This is a genomic window from Microcoleus sp. B5-D4, from assembly GCF_036705145.1.
GTDB lineage: Bacteria > Cyanobacteriota > Cyanobacteriia > Cyanobacteriales > Microcoleaceae > Microcoleus.
Genome location: NZ_JAUBTV010000073.1, coordinates 19983 through 40502 on the forward strand (window position 1 = coordinate 19983; position 20520 = coordinate 40502).

Below are 20520 nucleotides of genomic sequence, written 5' to 3' on the forward strand. Positions count from 1 at the left end.
ATAACCAAAATTCGTAGGGGCGGGTTCGCGACTAATTTTGTCACCCACAAATAATGTTTATAAACCCGCCCGCACCCAACCAATTACCCCAAACAACATCAATTCGTAGGGGCGGGTTCGCGAGGGATTTTGTCACCCACAAATAATCTTTATAAACCCGCCCCCACCCAACCAATTACCCCAAACAACATCAATTTATCTGGTTAAATTCAATGAATTATTAATATTTGGGTGGGGTGGGGGCGGGTTTTTACGATTCGTCGTTGGGTGTCATATATTTCGGTGAACCCGCCCCTACAGGATTGTGATATTATAATTTATTGTTGATGAATGTACGATCGCAATAACCAAAATTCGTAGGGGCGGGTTCGCGAGGGATTTTGTCACCCACAAATAATCTTTATAAACCCGCCCCCACCCAACCAATAACCCCAAACAACATCCCCGCCACCGCGTGAAATTCAATGAATTATTAATATTTGGGTGGGGTGGGGGCGGGTTTTTACGATTCGTCGTTGGGTGTCAGATATTTCGGTGAACCCGCCCCTACAGGATGGTGATATTATAATTTATTGTTGATGAATCTACGATCGCAATAACCAAAATTCGTAGGGGCGGGTTCGCGAGGGATTTTGTCACCCACAAATCATCTTTATAAACCCGCACCCACCCAACAAATAACCCCAAACAACCAAAATTCGTAGGGGCGGGTTCGCGAGGGATTTTGTCACCCACAAATAATCTTTATAAACCCGCCCGCACCCAACCAATAACCCCAAACAACATCCCCGCCACCGCGTGAAATTCAATGAATTATTAATATTTGGGTGGGGTGCGGGCGGGTTTTTACGATTCGTCGTTGGGTGTCATATATTTCGGTGAACCCGCCCCTACAGGATTGTGATATTATAATTTATTGTTGATGAATGTACGATCATAACATCTACTAACAAAACCATGAAATCAACACAAAAAAAAACCCGCTTTTTCCTCACCTTCCTCTCATTTACCGCATTAGCAATGTGGGAAATAGGACTTTTCGCCCCATCCCAAACAGCCACAGCCCAAATTACCCCCGCAACCGACGGCACTAATACTCAAATTACTCCCAGCGGCAACCAATTCAACATCAACGGCGGCCAACAATCCGGCGACGGTGCAAATCTCTTTCACAGTTTCCAGCAATTTGGTTTAACTCAAGGACAAACTGCTAACTTTATATCAAACCCCAATATCCGCAATATTTTAGGGCGAGTTGTCGGCGGCGATGCTTCGCTAATTAACGGATTAATTCAAATAACGGGCGGCAATTCCAATTTATTTTTAATGAATCCGGCGGGGATTGTATTTGGTGCAAATGCCAGTTTGAATGTGCCTGCTGCTTTCACTGCGACTACTGCGACGGGCATCGGTTTTGGCAATAACTGGTTTAGTGCGGCTGGTACTAATAATTATACTCAATTAATCGGAAATCCTAATAGTTTTGCTTTTACAAATACGCAACCGGGAGGAATTGTCAATTTAGGCAATTTGGCCGTGGGACAAGGGCAAAATTTAACTTTATTGGGTGGTACAGTTTTGAGTACGGGACAACTTTCTGCACCGGGAGGAAATATTATTGTTGCGGCGGTTCCCGGCGAGAGTTTAGTCAGAATTAGTCAACCGGGAAATCTGTTGAGTTTGGAGATTCAGCCGCAATCTGCAGCGGGCAGTTTGCCTCAAAATTGGGTGTTGCCAGTTGCATCTTTGCCGCAGTTGTTGGCGGGTGGCGGGGGAAGTGCAACGGGGGTGACAGTCAACGCTGGAGGGCAAATAGAATTAACTGGTTCTGGTTTGCAGGTAGAGAATGGAGATGTCACTGCTAAAGAAGTAACTGCGGAGAATGCAACGCTGTCAGCTAATCGCAATTTGACATTAGTTGAAAGTCTGTTGCGTACAACTGGCGATTTGAATTTGCTGGCTGACAATACAGTGCGGGTGCGCGATAGTGTGGCAAATCCGTTTGTGGCGAATGCTGGCGGAAATCTCTACATTCAGGGAAATCAAAGTATCGATATTTTGGCGCTGAATCATCTTTCGCAAACGCCATTTGTGAGCGGTGGAAATTTGACTTTAGTGAGTGATGGCATGATATCTACAGATGCTCACTTTCGCAGTGGCAATAATATGTCAATTCTCGATCGATCGGGCAAACCTGCTAATTTTACCAGTTTGTACGATCCAATATTTACGCAGCCCAATGACTATATCTCTGGGGGATATACGGGGGCTTCCCTCAAGGTAGATACGACTTCGGGTACGGGAAATATTATTTTTAATGGAGATATAAGTATTACGAGTCCAGACACAAATATTACTAGCGGTGATCCCGGCACAGATGAATTTATTCTGCGTACTTCGCAAGCGGTAATTTTGCGATCTGGCGGCAAGATTCAAACAAGAGGTATTGATACTTATATCTCTCTAACCAAGAACGCAGGGCCTGTAATTATGCAAGCTATAGATGACATTATTATTTCGGGAACTTATATAGGTCCATCTATCAAAATAGATACGACTTCGGGTACGGGAAATATTATTGTTAATGGAGATATAAGAATTACCAGTACCGCTGCAGCTTATGGTAGCCCTCCTACGGGTTATGAATTGATTTGGGGCGGTTCTAGAGCGGTAATTTTACAATCTGGCGGCAACATTCAAACAGGAAACTTTTGGGCTTATAGTCCTACTTTAAATAATACAGTCCCTATAATTATGCAAGCCACAGGCAACATTCAAACAGGAAGTATTAATACAGGTCAGACAATGGATGATAGTAGTGGTATAATATCTTTAACTGCTGGAGGCAACATCCTTACAGGTACACTTTCTACTGGGCTTAGTCTGGGCAGTCTCAAGAATGGCGGCGATATTACTTTGAATGCAGGTGGCACTATTACGACTGGCGATCTCAATGTAAAGGCGATTCAAAACGGCGGGCAGATAGCACTTACGAGCGGCGGTTCAATTGATATCGGAACGATCGATACAACGGGCGATAGCGCTGCTGGAAATATTACAATTCAAGCTAACAGTGGCATCACAACACCGACAACAGGAATTATCGCGGGTACTTCTAGTAACGGCAATGGCAGCAACGTTACTTTATCTACTACTAATGGAAATATTAATATTGGTAGCGTAGATACTTTTGGTATATTGCAGGGTGGAAATATTAATATTACCAACACTAAGGGCGATATCATTACAAGTCAGTTGCAAAGTTCCTTGTTCACTTCAACTAACAGAGGTGGCGCAATTAATCTCAGTGCGGGCGGCAATATTACTACTAATAGCATTGGTTCATCTGCCTTGCAAAATAGTGGGGCAATAACGTTGATAGGTGATAAGAGCCTTAGCTTAAAAGGGAGTGTTAATTCCGATTCTCGTAATGGTGTTAGTGGTAATATAACTATGGAGGCTGGTAATGGAATTAATCTTAATGGGAATAGCATCAGCGCTGGTGGCCCTCAATGCCCAACGGGTGGGAATGTTACCCTCAAGACTACCAATGGTGACATTATAATTTCTCCAGGTCAGATCGATACAATTGGTAATACTCCTGGTAATATTTTTCTTTCAAGTGGAGGTGCGATCTCTATTGGATCGGCAAACTCAGTAGCTGGCTCCATAGATGCCCGATCTGACAGCAAGGGTACTGGCGGTAATGTAACCATTTTGGCTAATGGCGATATTAATCTTCTAAGCATTTCAGGCGTGTACATACCAGGTGATACTGGCGGCGGTAATATTAGCCTCACTAGCATGAATGGTAAAATTAGCACAGGCATTCTCAATACCGAAGCTAATATTAGTGGCAATGCTGGCAATATCAACCTCCAAGCTAAGAATGGCATAGAAACACCAAGTGAAATACCAGGATATAGCTTAGATTTATTATCGACTCGTTCTCCTAATGGGAATGGTGGCAACATTACTCTATCTACGATTAACGGTAATATTCAAATAGGTAATGTCAATTCTGGCGGAAAATTGCAGGGTGGAAGTGTTAATATTACCGCCAGCACTGGCAACATTACTACTCGTGGTATTCAAGCCAGTGGTACTCAAGACGGCGGCTCAATCACGTTTAAAAGCGGCGGGGCGATCGACACTACCGCCGGAATCATCAATGCGATCGGCGGCAACAACGGCGGCAATATTTCCCTCGAAGCTGGAACCAACATCAGTACAGCAGGAATTGGTAGCGCTCTCTTATTAAGCGGCTTCAACGCCAATAGCGGTAATCTTCGCATTCAAAGCGGCGGTAATATCGACACAACTGCCGGCCCAATTATTACCGCTGCGGCCAATGGTAAGGGCGGAGGAATCACCATAAATGCTGGCGGAACTGTTGCGACATCTGATATTAATTCCCGCACTTTCGCTCCCAGTATTACTGTGACTGGTGGCAATATTGATGTCAAGGCAAATGACTCTATTACTGCTAAGGGAAATATCGAAACCAACCGCAATAACATTACTTTTAACGCTCCGGTAACATTAGGTGACAACCTGTCGGTCAAGATTCTAGAGACTGGCGATATTACTTTTAAGTCTACTGTTGACGGCCCTTACAGTCTAACTGTTCAACCCGATGCCGGAAGTGTTGATTTTGGCGATGCTGTGGGCAGTGTCTCTCCCCTCAACAGCGTTAATATTCAAGATGATATCCCCGAAAGTCCCGCTGCAATTAACATTATTACTACGAATAATATTACCGCCAAAAATATTACCTCACCCGCCGGAATTTCTTTGTTTAGTGAGAACGGAGAAATCATAACTAAAAATCTTGATGCGACTTCCCCTAACAATGGCGGTAATATTGCTTTGAATGCTGGAACTAATATTACTGCGGGCGATATCAATACCTCGTCTGCTGGTGATGGCGGCAGTATATTGCTCGACGCTACCGGAAGTATTACTGTTGGTAAAATTGACTCTTCGGCGCAGGGGAATGCAGGGAATGTCACGGCTTATAACCGCAGTGCTACGGGCGATATTACGGTGAGTCAAATTAACGCTCAAAGTAGTCTCGGCAAGGGGACGGGAGGCAATGTCGAGATTCTGATGGGAAGGTTTTTTCGATCGCTCAATTCCTTCACAGACAGCAACGGCATCAATGCTAGCATTTCTACGGCTGGAAGTCCTGGAGATAGCAGCGGCGGTACTATAATTATCCGCCACGGAGGCGCAGGATTAACGCCGTTTATTGTCGGTGATTCTGCCACAAATGGAACTGCGGGTGCAATTACTAGGGGAAATTCTAATCCTATTCAAACAATTTTGCGGGATAATTCCTATCTTTATACTCACAGACAGGATGGTGATCGCATTCAAATTATTTCCGTACCGCCGCCAATAGTTGCACCGACACCCGCAGCTACTCCAACACCCGCACCCACAGCCACAGCTACTCCCACGCCCGCACCGACACTCGCAGCTACTCCCACGCCCGCACCGACACTCGCAGCTACTCCCACGCCCGCACCGACACTCGCAGCTACTCCCACGCCCGCACCCACAGCCGCAGCTACTCCAGCCCCTTCCCCAACACCGACTCCAGCGCCCGCAGCCACGCCCTCACCGCAACTCCCACCGCGTTTACCCCTCGCACCTTTGGCAACACCCGAAAACTCGATCGCACCTGCCCCAACACCCGAAAGCTCGATCGCACCTTTCCCAATTCCCCAAATATTTATCGAACCTTCGGCAACACCCGAAACTTCGATCGCACCTTCGGCAACACCCGATCCGATAACTGGTTTTCCCCTCAACTTCCAACTACCTGAATTGCCCGGTTTATTCCTACTGCCACCCCGCGCGCGCCCCACCCAGCCCTCAACACCCACAACCCCAAACGCTGCTGCCCGCCTAGCTTCGAGGCCTACCCTTCCCTCTGTTTCCCAAATCAACTCCTCCCTCGGCGCTCAACCTGCGATCGCCCCTCAACCTTCAAACGCGCCAAATCCCGCGCCCACAGCCCCTCTTGCCTCTCTAACCCAGCCTGTAACTCAGATTCAGCCAGCACCTGCAAGTGCGATCGTACCCGCACCTACAAGTGCGATCGTACCCGCGCCCGCTGTCAGCCCAAGCCAAACTCCGCAACAGGAGTTAGCTTTTTTAATTGGCGATTTATTGGGAGCACAAACCTCGATCGACCAAAATGCTGAAACGGGAAATACCGAATTAGATTGGAAGCGTAACAATGAAACAATTATCTCCCTAGAACTTCCTTACTCCCCGTCAGTTAACACGATTGCGGGAGCCGAAGCAAATAACCTAATTTCCACACAGACATCTACTGACAATTTAACTGTTTCAGTCGCAGAAACTCCGCCGGAAATAATTGTGCAAACTCCTAGTTTACCGATTGCTAATTCTGAACCCTTTGATGTCAATCTTTCTGATCTTTGGGAGAGAATAGCTGCAATAAATACAGCGCCAGTTCAAGATTCACCGAGTATTACTCCAGCGCCCGCACCAATTCCCGCACCAACTCCAGCGCCGCCACCAACTCCAATTCCCGCAACAATTCCAGCACCCGCCCCAACTCCCGAACCAACTCCAGCACCCGTAGCAACTCCGATCGCAGAAAATCCCCCACCCGCAGATATCCCAAATCTCTTTCCCTCACCAATTAGCAGGTTGCTCGTAGAACAAACTTTAGAACAAGGCAATGCTAACGATGCTGTTGCTTTAATTGACCAACTCTTTGAACAAGACTACGAAAATTATTATGGGGAAAATTTCACGGATAAAAAAATCAACGTTCAATATCTAAGAGAAACTCTCAAAACAATTAAGGAAGAAACCGGGAAGCAAGCTGTAATTGTTTACGTTGTGGCAGGTATCCGAGACTTGTGGCTAATTTTAGTAGTTCCAGATGGCCCTCCAATTATCAAAAAAGTCGCCCTTGCCACAATAATAGAATTAAAGAAAAATGTGAAATATTTGCAGGAATATTTAGGGAATCCTTGGGGTTCGCAAGATACAAGATATTTGCCAAGCGCCCAGGAACTTTACAAATGGTTAGTTGCACCGATTTCTCAAAATTTAGAATCATTAAATATCGACACTCTCATTTTTGCATTTGATGCCGGTTTGCGCCAATTGCCCATAGCAGCTTTACACGATGGCAACCAATTTTTAATAGAAAAATACAGTCTAGGTTCAATTCCCAGCATCAGCTTGACTAACACCAATTATCAAAGTTTGCTGAATGCCGAAGTTTTAGCAATGGGTGCTTCAGAGTTTCCACACACCAAGAAAGAGCGTTTGCCAGCAGTGCCGATCGAATTATCTGCGATCGCCGGGAGGAGAACAGAAACGCAAAATCCAGCAGGATTTCCCTTGTGGCAAGGTCGCTCTTTTCTCAATCAAGAATTTACCCTGCAAAACCTGAGAAAACAGCGAGAACAACAGGAATTTGGAATCGTTCACTTAGCTACTCACGCCAGTTTTCCTCAAGGCGAAAATGGAAAAAAAGAAGCTGAGATTGATTTGTGGGACAGCTCTTTGGCGCTAGATGAATTTAGGTTGGCGAAGTGGTACGATCGCCGACAAGTAGAATTATTAGTGCTGAGTGCGTGCGAAACTGCGATCGGGGACAATACAGCAGAAATGGGATTTGCTGGACTGGCCGTCCGCAGTGGTGTAAAATCAGCGCTAGCGAGTTTGTGGAAAGTTAATGATATCGGCACTTTGGCGTTGATGACCGAGTTTTACGGCAATTTGCGATCGGCGCCAATTAAAGCTGAAGCGCTCAGAAAAGCTCAACTGGCAATGATTCACAAACAAATTGTAGTAAAAGACGGTCAATTGCGGGGAACTCAAGGCGCGATCGACATTAATCAAGCCACACAAGTAGCCAATGCAGATTTCTCACACCCCAAGTTTTGGGCCGGATTCACAATAATTGGCAGTCCTTGGTAGGTTATACCATTTTAGATTTTAGATTTTAGAATTGGGAATGACTGATGATGTATGGGTTTGGAGCACGGGCCTACACTTGGATTCTTTTTTTTTAGTGGTGTTAATCGGGCCTTGCACAATTTGAGGATGATGCTTGTGGGGTACGTGTCCCGCCTGCTTTGAAAATAAGCGGACGGGCGGGACGCCCATCCCACAAAACAATCAAAATCATCCCGCCATTATGCAACGCCGTTAATCGGAGATTTGATATTTACCCAGACTTCTGTTGACACCAATGCGCTTCGTGCACACCCCACATTGACTGGTGGCATTTTGCAAAAAGTAAATGTATCCCTGACTACTATCTTTTTATGTCATAAATTTGCTATGAATAGCAAAACTAAACACTAGCGGGGCAAAACCTGTGGGCAAGTTTGATAAAATATTCAATTCAGAAGACCAATCCGAAGCAAGCTTGACTTTAGAAGAATCCGTAGCAGCGGTAGCATTTGTTGCAGCAGAGGCAAATTCCCCTGATACGGATGCTGATATCTTAGAAAGCATACTTTGGGAATCAGAAATCTTTGCTGAATACTCGGAAGATGATATGTCAGCAATGTTTCAAAGACTCGCCGGTATTGTTGCCCAAGACGGTTTAGGAGCATTATTTAATACTGCTTGGGAATCCATGCCAGATGAGTTAGTATTGGATACTTTTGCAATTACCGCAGCAATGTTTGTCGGAGATGGCGAAATATCCCAGAAGCACCAGGCTTTTCTCCAAGAATTCCAGGAAGCATTAGGTGTGGAAGACGAGGAAGCTGCAGAAATTATTGAGGATGTAATTGCTGCTTACTCGGAAGTAGAGGGCGAAGAGTCTGATTTCGATGGGGCATGGTACGTATCTCCTGAAGGCAATTTTAGCGTTCCCATTCCAGTTGACGAGGAACGAGGCGGTAAAATTGATGATCAAGAAGGCTGTGTCGCATTTTCAGACGACTTTGGTGTTTTGCTGAAAATTGATTATTTCCCTGTTGCTGGTGAAGTGGAAGAAACAATCGAGTCGGTTGGTGAGGAAGGTTATCTCAAGTCTTTTCTCGACAATTTTGTTTCTCAGGCAATTCTTGCTAATGTTCCCAATTCTAAGTTACTCCACGCAGAATATTTAGAAGATGAAGAAGCTTATTTCGTGGTTTTAGATTTGCCTGCGGGTGCAACTATCAGCGTGCAAGAAAACGATGGCCCTTTGACTCGGTTGGATGCTTACCGGGGACTTATGGCTTTTATTGCTGACGATTTTTGCTACACCGTAAGCTGTCAGCGCATTTATCAGGAGGGGGATGAATTGGGTTCCCTGGAGTCTGAAGTTGAGGGAATTATGAACAAGATTTTTGAGTTTATTGAGACAATCGAATTCGGGCCAATCGAATAAGCAGGAATTATTTAGGGGGGCTAAAAACCGGGTTTCTTTCTAAATGTCTCGCTGCTTAACCCTATATTTTCAGAGAAACCGGGTTTTTGGCCAACCATTCTCAGGATATGACATCGGGTCCGATCGATCGACCAAAATTAAACTGGTTGGTAGTGAAGACTTGAGTTTTCATTACTTCCCGGCTCGCGCTTATTTTACCGCACTGCTAGATATTAGAGGTTTTTTGCCATAAAGAGTGCGATCGACAACAGGCTTTTTTGACCGATTCTCGATCGCACTTCCAGATACATTCAGTCAACCAAAGTCGAGAGGCAGCAGCAATTAGCCGCCATTTTCGACTAATTAGTAGTCTGAGCTTCCACCAATCTTTGCTTGAGTTCTTCCAAAGCACTCGCCCAGCGCGGATCTGGCTGCACCGAGCCGGAATCAGCGCTCGACACCGTTGCTGCTGACTGATTGCGGCGAGACTTGTTGTTGTCACCCCGACGGCGATTGCTTTTGCTGGAACCGCCTCCACCTTGGGTAGGAGGAGCCGAGCGCTGCTGTTGCTGAGGCGCAGGCACAGGCATAGGCACAGACGCCGATGCCGACACCAATTGCGGTGACTGCGGCGACTGCTGCTGATCGTCTTCGCCCTTCTCAGATTTACCCTTAGAGCGGGGTAATGCCTTCTCTATTTTCAGCGGGTTTTCTTTGAACATCAAGCCGTTGTATTTCTCAATAACTTGGTCGGCTTGTTCGTCGGTTAGCACCGTCACAAAACCGAATCCTCGGCATTTTCCAGTTTTGCGGTCTGTAATTACCTTGGTGGTAACAGATTCGCCCTCCGGTGCAAAAACTTCTTGCAATTCTTGGCGATCGAGTTCCTTTGGTAGATTGCCAACATAAAGACGAATAGACATGAAAAATTCCTCCCGACTTGGATTTTAATTAATTTGCTCGAACAGAATTACCTGAAGTCAACTGAATATTTACTTCAGGCAAACACCACCTAACCCGAGAATTAGCGCATTCCTCCCACCAACCTTGACAGCTCCCCCCACCTTTTAGAACAAAAAGATGATTTACTCTGATAAGGCCGGAACTTAACCGCCGATGCAGAGAGCTTTTAAATCTCAGGTTGTTGTGTAAACTTTTAGTCATCACTCAAATGTTTAGGCTATTGGCTATTCTGTATTACTTGCTTCCGGTTTTGATTCAGAATGTTTATAGCCAGCGCCGTCTAGAAATTTATGTCCAAGGATGTCAATTGTAAGCGATCGGAATGCCAGTATTCAGTTTAATACAGTGATGGATAAAATGGCTAACATTTTTTCAGCCAGTAATCTTACCTCGATCCTAATCTCGCTCCTAATGCTGAGAACTACTCACTTACCTGCTATCCCTTAAATCAGGCCCGGCAGAGTCCGAGCATTCTTTAAAGGTATCACAGCCTTGGTAACAGAGCTAGTTATTTAGGAAGATTTCAGTCTGAATTTAACGGAAACCACATCTGAATCACTTTTGAGAATTCATCTGGCACAGCAAAAATAGCGATCGAAAAAAAACAGCCGACAAGCGGCTGGCTGTACTTGCTGTGTTGGGATGTTGACAATTTTTACGCAATGCCTTAAGGGATTTTAGCCAACTGAAGTTATCGCGCTATTTGGTTCAATCCAATTCCTGTAAACTAATGTAACAGACTGCGGGCAAAAAAGCAACTTTTCTTTACGAAGGAAGTTCGGCAACGGATTTTGTAACGGATGTAACGGATGTAACGGATGTAACGGATAGACTGTAGGGTGCGTAGGGAGCAACTCCAGAATCCGATCGCCCATCCGCTGTTTAACTCAAAACCGATCGAGGCTGCCCGTTGAGACCGATTCACCTGAGAAGTGGCACCATTCTCAATAAGCTTTTTATGAACAGGCAAGATGCCTGTTCCACAAAGAGTGAATTTTCTTGTGGAACAGGCATCTTGCCTGTTCCTGAGAATGGTGCAAGATGTGAGATTCACCCCACAATCCGACAATTATTCCTCACCTTGGCCCCTGGATAATGATGTATGCGCCCCAAAAAGCAGCAGCAAAAGCCAAAACCGCAGACCAAATCGGATGTCCGCTGTCACTAACCCTCCCTCCTTGACTGCGGAGACTTTCAAGGTCGATCGCCACAGTAGCACCCCGGCGCAGCCAACCAGTCGCGACAACAGATGTTCCGATCAAATCGCTGGGGCGAGTAGTCTCTTTGAACAAAAATGGCCACAAAGAGCCAATGTAGCCAAACCTCGAAACATGGTGCAACCTCACCAAACCCGTCGCCGTTTGCAAAATCAAATCTTGTCCCAGCCAATTATTCATACCAGGCCTACCCAAAAGTTGCCCTTCCAGCCGCACCGGTTCAGCATCCAGCGGCAAACTCTCGGGATTTGACAAAATTTCCGGCAAACTCGGGGAAGCGGTTTCTCGCGGTATAATATCCGGGAAGAAATAATTGATCCGCATCAAAGTACCGATGCTAAATCCGATCGGCAAACACCCCCAAAGAATCGATCGATCGCCCCAAAGCCAATCCAACTGCCAGATACTCGTCCTCGAAAAAATCCAGCCAATCAGCCACAGCACGCCGACTATCCCCAAACTCATCGGAATCCCAAAAAACGGCGCACCCTGTAAAAATAGTTTTGAGTCTTTAAATTCGAGTATTGACTTAAACAGAGACAATTTTCCTTTCCTGGGTTGTTCTTGCACTCCCGCGTTTGCCAAATCTAACTCTGTCTCCACTTGCCAGAATTGAGCATAAAGAGCCAACAGCTTCAAACGCTCTCCCAGCAAAGGATGCGCGCGATTAACCGTCAACCAATTGCGCTCCTGATTGCTGACATCCCACAGCAAAATCTGTTCTAGCGGCGCGTGTAATGCAGCAGAACCAAGGGTTACAGCTTGTCCAACACCTACGGGTAACAATAGATCGAAACTTTCGAGGAAAAAGCTAGTTTGTTTTTGCTGCTCGATATTAGCAGCAATGCCGATCGCAATTTTACCCAGTGCCCGCGTCAAACCGTTAGGATTACCCGTAATTTCCGCAGCAGTGCGATCGCTAAAATACACTCTGCGGCGCGACAGCCACAACATCGGCCAGCGCAACAACTTATAAATCCCGTAACTAATAGCAGAAATTGCAGCGGCCACAAATTTAACAGCAGAACGCAAAAACTCGATCGTCATTAAATCACACAACCGCTCTTGCCAGTGCGCCACCTGCCAATAAATCAAGTAAGGAATCTGAATCACCAGCAGCGCCAGGGACATCGGCGCAAAATCCCAGTGAGAGATATGGCCCAACTCGCGCGCGAAAATAGTAGCAATTTCATCATCCGTCAATTGTTCCAACAGCCCGCGACTCACAGCAATCCGAGCAAAACGGGGCAAACCGCCGTAACTGAAAGCTACAGGAACATTCAGCGGCAAGAGTTTCAGCACCGGCACCGGCATATTTTGCTTCGTACAAAAGCTTCGCAGTACCCGACTAGCTTCCTTGCTGTGCTTGGATAAAACTGACCCGCGCAGAGTTTCGATGCCGCAAAACAGTTTCAGCAGCGCGTCTATCAGCCAGGGAGACGAGGCCAAAAGCAATCCAAAAACCATCTGAACAAACGGAGTTGGATCGCGGTAAAAAAGCTGAATCGGCGCGAAAATAGGCAGTCTAGTGAATATGTAAAGCTGAACCAACAGAGAATTAGTGTTTGTCAGCAGGAATTGCAGGATAAACCGGGCTAGGAAAAATAGGGCGATCGCACTTGCAACGGCTTGCACCCGAAACTCCAGCAACTTCAGCGGTTTGAGGGGGCGCGGGCTTTTCGCGCGCCCGGTGTCGCGCCAAGTGAGTTGGTAAGTATCTGGGCTGGCGACTCCGGGGATATCTGTTGGGGAAGCGGAACTATTTTCGCCGCTAATTTCTGCGGTATCGGGTGCGGTTTCTGTAGGGGCGGTGCCCCCGTGCCCGCCCTCTGATGTCGGGCGAATCGGCGGTGTGGGGGGTGGAGGTGGCGGGGAAATCGGTTGCGATTTGGCGTTTACAGGCGCGGCAGTCGGCTCTAAAGGTAAAAATCCTGTTTTTTTATCGGCGGTCGGTCTATCGCCCCCAATCGATTTTTTCGCCGATTTTGTTGCAGCATCAAAGGCGACAAAGCCTGTTTGGGGGGGAGTTTCTGCGGATTTTGGTTTATTTTCCGGTGGTTTTGGGGGGCGAGGGGGGGTTAATTCTTTTAAAGCGCGATCGGCCCAAGTTTTGACTTGAGGGTTGGGACTTTTGGCGAGGGAAGAGCACAGGGCGATCGCCTCTTTCACATTACCGGTTGCTTTGTACGCAGCCACTAACCCCATCTGCGCGCGGATTCCCGACGACTGATTGGCGGCGGTTTGGGTAACGGATTCTAAAAGGGCGATCGCCCGATCGTAATCCCGCGCTTTCAAAGCAGCTAACCCAGCCTCTAGAGACTGTTTTGCAGATGAACCCGATTGATTTGAATTAGGTGGAGATACCATTACAGTGCTGGCGATCGCGTCCTTTCTAAGATAGCTTGGCTGGTCGATCGATAACTGTTCTAACACAGCTCTATTTTGCTGTCATTAGTTGCAACTTTTGCCGCCAGGTACTTAAATAATTTCACTAAAATTATTTGTTTCTGAGATATTGCACGATCACCAGGATCCGACAGGGGTTTAAACCCCTGCCTCAAAGCTAAAGTCCTCTAAAAGAGGACTGAAGAATTATGTCAATTTGTGGTTAAATACTTCCTTGCTCTTTTAGTCTCGCGTTGCGCGGACTTTGTTTGACAAGAAGCGATTTCAATCGCCAGGCTTTAATCTCTATTTTTTGATGCTAAAATTGAAAACAGTAGCTAAAGGAAAAATGCCATGTCAGACCAAGACATCGCTAAGATAATTACTATCGAACCGGGTAAGCGAGGTGGTAAACCTTGTATTCGAGGTATGAGAATTACGGTTTATGACGTGTTGGAATATCTCGCTTCTGGGATGACTTATCAAGAAATCCTAGAGGATTTTCCCTATCTCACGCAACAGGATATTTTAGCTTGCTTGAGTTTCGCTGCTAAACGAGAGCAGTTTATGTTAGTTGTTGGGTGATGAAACAACTGTTATTTGACCAAAATCTCTCTCCTCGTCTTGTCAATCTCCTTGCTGATATTTATCCAGATTCCGCTCATGTTGATGCAATTGGATTACCTACCGCACCCGATCGCGAAGTTTGGGAGTATGCTCGTCAGCATGACTATATTGTCGTTACCAAGGATGCGGATTTTAGCGAATTGAGTCTATTGTTGGGGTTTCCTCCCAAGGTAATTTGGATACGACGCGGAAATTGCTCGACGCGGGATATCGAGAGGCTACTAAGAGATAACTATGATGCGATCGCAGTTTTAAGAGACACTCCTAATAGCGGTATTATCAGTTTGTTTTAACTCATATCTTGCCTGTTCCTAAACAAGTAATTGAGAATGGTGCAACATCTCAGTTTTAATAAAAACGTTTAAAGAAACCGGGTTTTTGACCAAATCTACGCATCACAATCAAAAATTGTCGAAAAAACCCGGTTTCTGGCCACCCGCGCGTCAGCCCTAAATTTGCTAAAATAGACCCAGAAAATATCAAAATATAAATATGAACGAATCCCAAATACCCCAAATTCCTTGGCTGCCATTAAGCCGAGAAGCGCACAAACTATCAGTTACCGACAGATTAGCTTTAGTCAACGCGATTGTTGAGTCCATCAGACAAGAACTCAGATCCCGCCAACCTCTGCTGGATGATTTTGTGGAACCCGTGACTGGGCTAGCAAAAACTGATACGCCACCCGCAACAGATGACGAATTTGAAATTAGATTGCGGCGCGATCGCAAAGGTGCGGCAAAGCGACTCAGAGGGCTAGCAAAAACTGATATGCCACCTCCAACAGATGCCGAAGTTGCACTCATGTTAGAAGAGCGTTTGGTGGAGAAATACCTAGAATGAAGGTATTAATAGACACCAACATTATCCTTGATAGTTTGCTAGAACGAGAACCGTTTGTAGAAGATGCTGATGCTTTATTTGAGGCGATCGAAAATGAGCAAATTGAGGGATATGTAACGGCAACAACCTTAACAAATATCTTCTATATTGTCAGAAGGCAAACTCGCAGCCTCGATCGCGCTAGGCAAGCTATTGCTGAAACACTAGCATTAATGAAAGTATCTGCCGTCGATCGCCACGTTTTGGAAATAGCATTTGCATCTAATTTAACCGATTTTGAAGATGCCGTGCAGTTAGCTTGTGCGCTGTCAGATAACTTGGAGGCGATCGTAACCCGCGATGCAGGAGATTTCGCTGGTGCCACCTTACCAATTCTATCACCTAAAGAGTTATTAAAACGTTTGGAATAAGATTAATCTCACATCTTGCACCATTGTTAAGAACGGGCAAGATGCCCGTTCCACAATAAAATTGAGTTTTGTGGAACGGGCATCTTGCCCGTTCCTAAACAGGTAGTTGATAATGGTGCAAGATATCAGATTAATAGGACTTACGCACTCCGACAAAGAAACCGGGTTTTTTACCGAATGTGTGGGTCACAACCAAGTATTCTCGTAAAAACCCGGTTTCTGGGCCCCATGCGTAAGCCCTAAAAAGGACTTAACCTTGCAGCTTACCGCCCAGATTTTCTCGGCGATGTACCCTCAGCCCGCTTCCGACGGATCAGCACGCTCATCACCTGCTTCGGATTAGCCGCGCGCTGTACGGGACTCCAATCGCCCACTTCTGCAAATCCCAGCCGGTACAAAGTGAGTATGGTTTCCCGGACACCCTTGGGCGAACCGACAACCGTTAACAGCACCACTTCCTGTTCGCATACTGCTGCTGAGTCGTCATTTGGGCATTGGGATTTGTTGTCGTCAGGCACGAATTCCTGTGACATAATATGTTCTCCTGGTTTTGGGTTTTCTAGAAAAACCCAAAAACCCAGCCGCCCCGCATTTTAAGACATAAGTAACCACACAAAATTAATTACATAAAGACTCCTTGCTAGGCAAGGGTTTCAGTAGAAATATTGTGTAATTAATTCTGCACACCTACTTAGCAGGGCGGCTACAGAGAATGTTAAGATTCTCGGAGCCTCCAGACTGCTGATTCCAGTTTGGCGGTTATGCTGTCCATTGCTGCTACCAACAGCTTTGGGCAGTGCAACTAGATTTTTGGGCGACGCGGGCTGCCTCCTCTACAAGCAAGCAACCTCTCACTTCAAAGCGTAGCCGCAGAGGGGGGCCGCCGTCAACCGATTTTGGATTTTAGATTTTGGATTTTGGATTGAAGAGGGGGATTGGGAGGTTTTGGGTCAGGCTGAGGATTTAGCGTTATAAAGGACTTGACGCTTAAATTGACTGTGCATACTTCTTGCCCTCTTCCGATTCTAGGTATTGCTGGTAAGCTATTTCATCGCCCCCAAAAGAATCGATCGATACCTGTCGTTTCGGCATCGGTTTGAGAGGAGTATCGATCGGGTTGTACCGACAGTAACACATCACAATTACGTCATAGTCGCTCATCGGAGTTGGAATGTCAGGCGTGTATGTTTGCACCCGCACAACTTCCCAATTGCTGACGCGATAGTGAGTATTGTGTGCGTGTTCCTTTGGATCGTGTTCTGACTCCACCCGCACAAATTCTACAGGGCGATATCCCGGTTCAGGAATCGGTTCGTTAGAAGAGTCCCAGTTTTCTGCAATGATAAAAGTTAGAGCTTGGCTGTGTTGGAGTTTTCTCTGTCTCCAGCCTTCATCCTCATCTGACTCAGCCTGAAAAATAATGTACTTGTGCATCACTCTTCCTCCTTTTCTTCGAGATAATTTCGATCGCCTCCTTCATCTCTTTAATCATTCACATAACTTACGCACTCCGACAAAGAAACCGGGTTTTTTACCGAATTTACGGTGTGTAATGCGTCTTCTCGTAAAAAAACCCGGTTTCTGGGTTCCATGCGTAAGCCCTACTCCTCGCTAACAGCCAAACCAGAAACCACAGGGGCGATCGCATTTAACTTCAAAACAGGGTGTTCCCCTTCCACCTGTCGGCAATTCCACTCATTTCTAAACAGCAAAACCGGCCTTCCCCAAGTATCTTTCACCGTCACCGTATTAAATAGCCGCCCAACTTTTTCCAGCGCCTCCCAACCGCCGTCAACCCAACGAGCTACACTGTAAGGCAACATATCGATCGTCGTTTCCACATTATATTCCGACTGCATTCTGAACTGCACAACTTCAAATTGCAACTGTCCGACAGCCGCCAAAATTGGCTCGCGTTTCGACTCATCAACCGAGTACATAATTTGCACTGCGCCTTCTTCCTGCAACTCAGAAACGCCTTTGCGGAACTGCTTAAACTTAGAAGGATTAGGATTTCTCAAAAAAGCAAAAAGTTCAGGAGAAAAACAGGGAATCCCTTCATATTCCAGTTTTTGGCCAGTGTAAATAGTATCGCCGATCGCAAATACTCCCGGATTGTTCAAACCGATCACATCGCCCGGATACGCAACCTCGATCGACTCGCGATCCTGAGCAAATAACTTTTGAGGTCTTGACAAACGCACCGTTTTACCACTGCGAGCGTGAGTCACGTTCATGTCCTTTTCAAACTTGCCCGTACAAACCCGAATAAACGCCACCCGATCGCGGTGTCTTGGGTCCATATTCGCTTGCAATTTAAACACAAACCCGGTAAAGTCTTCATAAGTTGGCGGCAAATCTCCGGCGCTGCTCTTGCGGGCGATCGGCTTCATAGCGTAATCTAAAAACGCATCTAAAAACAGTTCGACCCCAAAATTGCTCATGGCGCTGCCAAAGAAAACTGGCGTCATTTTTCCAGCCCGAACGGACTCTAAATCGAGTTCAGTTCCCAACTCATCCAGCAGTTCTAACTCTTCTTTGAGCTGATAGTAAAGGTCTTGTTCCAACAAATCTTCAATGCGCGGATCGCCCAATTCAATGACGGTATCAACAGCAGCACGAGAACCGTGTTTAGTCCGCTCGAATAAGTGAATTTTGCGCGCCCTGCGATCGAAAACACCTTTAAAGCGATCGCCCGTACCTATCGGCCAATTTACCGGATAAGTCTGCAACCCCAATTCCTTCTCAATTTCGTCCAACAAATCCAAAGGTTCTCTGCTAGGGCGATCGAGCTTATTAAAGAAAGTAAAAATAGGCAGACTTCGCAGCTTACAAACTTCAAATAACTTCCGAGTTTGCGGTTCCAAACCCTTAGCAGCATCCTCAAGCATCACTGCATTGTCAGCCGCCGCCAGAGTTCGATAAGTATCTTCGCTAAAATCTTGGTGTCCCGGAGTATCGAGCAGATTAATGTGATATTTTTTATACTCAAACTGCAAAACAGTAGAAGTAATAGAAATTCCCCGCTGCTGTTCCATCGCCATCCAGTCAGAGGTAGCGTGTCGCTGAGCCCGCCGCGCTTTCACAGAACCTGCTTCGTGAATTGCACCTCCGTACAGCAGCAGCTTTTCTGTCAAAGTAGTTTTACCCGCGTCAGGGTGCGAGATAATAGCAAAGTTGCGCCGGCGCTCAACAGCAGTTAGCAGTTCAGTTTCGAGTTCTGTTGTCATCACAATTAGGTAGGGGAATCATCACCCGATCGCCATTATAGCCTGTGCTACAGTTGCTATTAAAGGTAAAATTATCAATAAAGTCAAGGAACAAAAATAATATGTACGACTCCGACAAGCGGAAACTGCTATCACTGGTGTGCCACGGGGCGATTTTTTTCAGCACGTTACTGTTCTCGATCGGAGCGCCGATCGCTGTATTGTTAGTATCAGATGACCCCGTTGTCAAAGAAAACGCCACAGAAGCCATCAATTTTCACCTTAATGTATGGGTGTACAGCACCGTGATTGTGGTGTTAACTGTCGTCACTTTTGGTCTTGCTGGCTTTATCCTAGTGCCCCTAGGTTATCTGCTACACTGGGGACTGACAATAATGGCTATCCTCCAGGTTTTGCAAAATCCTAACCAACCTTACCGCTACCCTTTTATTTTCCGAATAGTTTAGACAGCAAATCGCGCTTCACCATCGATTTCACCAACCCGATTTCTTCAATAAGAAACCGGGTTTTTAATTGTTTTATAACTCACATTCGTTACCCCCAACTGGCAAATACACTGCTTAATATTATGTCCGGTCGATTACCCCTAATACCGTAGGGGTTCCCCTCACGAAAAATATCTTCCAATAATTGACAATCTCAAAAACCCGCCCTTTTAATCGCTCGATCGGACATGATATAAGTGACAAAGAGGGTTGATTATCGGAGACAAGATTCAGTAAAAAAACTTAAAACTTTGTGAAACTAAGCATCATCCAGTTGGGGATTCCAGAAAATTGACCTAACATCATGAGTGAAATCTTCTTAATCCATAAGACTTCAAAAATTATAGCAAAATCAACTATTAATTATGGTGTTTTCGCCCTGTTGCAGCGCTGTTGCGAACGCTAAGTTGAGCTTCCATTGATGCCGTTTCCCACACTATGCTAACGTCTTTGGGTTATTTCGCAGAGTTAGGGCGGATGTTCGATCGCTCCGAACCCTCGTTTTTGCTTTAGCTGTGCTATTTTTGCATCTGGCGATCGTTTTATGGAAATGTTCCACCAATTCTATCTCTACCAGATGTCTTAAAACTTAATACAATATTTTTCCAATAAAAATCCCGCTCTTGTGGAACGGGAAAGCCATCAGGGTGCATCTATATATATGTCAGTATAACTCATAGGGGGTCTAACCCCTCGTAGCTTTATCGAATCTTTACAATCACAAAATTATTGTAAAGATTGAGGTTTTTATTTGACGGATCAGCCGTTTTATGAAATTTAAAGGGAAAATGCTGACATTTATAAAATCCAGTGAGTTTCCTCTGAATAATCAAAACTTTAAGCTCCTTTACCATGCTTCGGCAAATGGTGGAGCAAATACCATAAGATGGCTACATTTGTGATAAATACCGCTAAGGATCGCGAATTAAATAACTTACAACTTTAATTGTTATTGTGGGATGGGCGTCCCGCCCGTCCTTTTTGGACGGGCGGGAC

The 20520-nt window shown here is 45.8% G+C and carries 12 protein-coding genes; 7 read left to right on the forward strand and 5 right to left on the reverse strand.

Annotated features, from left to right (window positions below; translation table 11 throughout):
* Positions 1–1020: 1020 nt before the first annotated feature.
* Together QUB10_RS25935 and QUB10_RS25940 are read left to right on the forward strand one after the other, a co-directional pair.
* On the forward strand, positions 1021–7974 hold the full coding sequence (locus QUB10_RS25935) for a CHAT domain-containing protein (protein ID WP_445300831.1): 6954 nt from the start codon (positions 1021–1023) through the stop codon (positions 7972–7974).
* Between the two features lie 403 nt (positions 7975–8377).
* Positions 8378–9385: a tellurite resistance TerB family protein gene (locus QUB10_RS25940; RefSeq protein WP_333206070.1), complete on the forward strand. Its 1008-nt coding sequence runs from the start codon at positions 8378–8380 to the stop codon at positions 9383–9385.
* A 338-nt stretch (positions 9386–9723) separates the two neighbouring features.
* Here the strand turns inward: QUB10_RS25940 and QUB10_RS25945 are convergent, their stop codons facing one another.
* A complete protein-coding gene (locus QUB10_RS25945; RefSeq protein ID WP_333094544.1) occupies positions 9724–10287 on the reverse strand; it encodes an RNA-binding protein in 564 nt (187 codons plus the stop codon).
* A 1116-nt stretch (positions 10288–11403) separates the two neighbouring features.
* Complete coding sequence (locus QUB10_RS25950) at positions 11404–13977, reverse strand: zinc metalloprotease HtpX (RefSeq protein WP_333206071.1); 2574 nt, start codon at positions 13975–13977, stop codon at positions 11404–11406.
* A 306-nt stretch (positions 13978–14283) separates the two neighbouring features.
* Between QUB10_RS25950 and QUB10_RS25955 the strand changes: the two genes are divergently transcribed.
* The 4 genes from QUB10_RS25955 to QUB10_RS25970 all read left to right on the forward strand — a co-directional run bounded on the left by QUB10_RS25955 (position 14284) and on the right by QUB10_RS25970 (position 15809).
* Positions 14284–14514 (forward strand): DUF433 domain-containing protein, encoded by a 231-nt coding sequence (locus tag QUB10_RS25955; protein ID WP_333206072.1) that lies wholly within the window; start codon positions 14284–14286, stop codon positions 14512–14514.
* Positions 14514–14849, forward strand: a complete 336-nt coding sequence (locus QUB10_RS25960; protein WP_333206073.1) for a DUF5615 family PIN-like protein — start codon at positions 14514–14516, stop codon at positions 14847–14849. The genes QUB10_RS25955 and QUB10_RS25960 overlap by 1 nt, the downstream gene beginning before the upstream one ends.
* Positions 14850–15048: 199 nt before the next feature.
* Positions 15049–15399, forward strand: coding sequence for a hypothetical protein (locus QUB10_RS25965; RefSeq protein WP_333206074.1), 351 nt, complete (start codon positions 15049–15051; stop codon positions 15397–15399).
* Positions 15396–15809, forward strand: a complete 414-nt coding sequence (locus QUB10_RS25970; protein ID WP_333050292.1) for a PIN domain-containing protein — start codon at positions 15396–15398, stop codon at positions 15807–15809. Before QUB10_RS25965 ends, QUB10_RS25970 begins: the two co-directional genes overlap by 4 nt.
* 263 nt (positions 15810–16072) lie before the next feature.
* Here QUB10_RS25970 and QUB10_RS25975 read toward each other — a convergent pair whose 3' ends face one another.
* The 3 genes from QUB10_RS25975 to prfC all read right to left on the reverse strand — a co-directional run bounded on the left by QUB10_RS25975 (position 16073) and on the right by prfC (position 19039).
* Positions 16073–16342, reverse strand: coding sequence for a hypothetical protein (locus QUB10_RS25975; protein ID WP_333085680.1), 270 nt, complete (start codon positions 16340–16342; stop codon positions 16073–16075).
* A gap of 454 nt (positions 16343–16796) precedes the next feature.
* A complete protein-coding gene (locus tag QUB10_RS25980) occupies positions 16797–17243 on the reverse strand; it encodes a hypothetical protein (protein WP_333206075.1) in 447 nt (148 codons plus the stop codon).
* A 167-nt stretch (positions 17244–17410) separates the two neighbouring features.
* Complete coding sequence (prfC, locus tag QUB10_RS25985) at positions 17411–19039, reverse strand: peptide chain release factor 3 (RefSeq protein WP_333206076.1); 1629 nt, start codon at positions 19037–19039, stop codon at positions 17411–17413.
* Between the two features lie 101 nt (positions 19040–19140).
* On the opposite strand from prfC, the gene QUB10_RS25990 reads away from it, so the two are divergent.
* A complete protein-coding gene (locus QUB10_RS25990; protein ID WP_333162138.1) occupies positions 19141–19485 on the forward strand; it encodes a DUF4870 domain-containing protein in 345 nt (114 codons plus the stop codon).
* Positions 19486–20520 lie beyond the last annotated feature (1035 nt).

Coding starts and splice junctions, on each gene's coding strand:
- QUB10_RS25935 (WP_445300831.1), top strand. CDS start 1,021: ATGTGGGAAATAGGACTTTTCGCCCCATCCCAAACAGCCACAGCCCAA.
- QUB10_RS25990 (WP_333162138.1), top strand. CDS start 19,141: ATGTACGACTCCGACAAGCGGAAACTGCTATCACTGGTGTGCCACGGG.
- QUB10_RS25965 (WP_333206074.1), top strand. CDS start 15,049: ATGAACGAATCCCAAATACCCCAAATTCCTTGGCTGCCATTAAGCCGA.
- QUB10_RS25960 (WP_333206073.1), top strand. CDS start 14,514: ATGAAACAACTGTTATTTGACCAAAATCTCTCTCCTCGTCTTGTCAAT.
- QUB10_RS25970 (WP_333050292.1), top strand. CDS start 15,396: ATGAAGGTATTAATAGACACCAACATTATCCTTGATAGTTTGCTAGAA.
- QUB10_RS25980 (WP_333206075.1), bottom strand. CDS start 17,243: ATGCACAAGTACATTATTTTTCAGGCTGAGTCAGATGAGGATGAAGGC.
- QUB10_RS25955 (WP_333206072.1), top strand. CDS start 14,284: ATGTCAGACCAAGACATCGCTAAGATAATTACTATCGAACCGGGTAAG.
- QUB10_RS25975 (WP_333085680.1), bottom strand. CDS start 16,342: ATGTCACAGGAATTCGTGCCTGACGACAACAAATCCCAATGCCCAAAT.
- prfC (WP_333206076.1), bottom strand. CDS start 19,039: ATGACAACAGAACTCGAAACTGAACTGCTAACTGCTGTTGAGCGCCGG.
- QUB10_RS25945 (WP_333094544.1), bottom strand. CDS start 10,287: ATGTCTATTCGTCTTTATGTTGGCAATCTACCAAAGGAACTCGATCGC.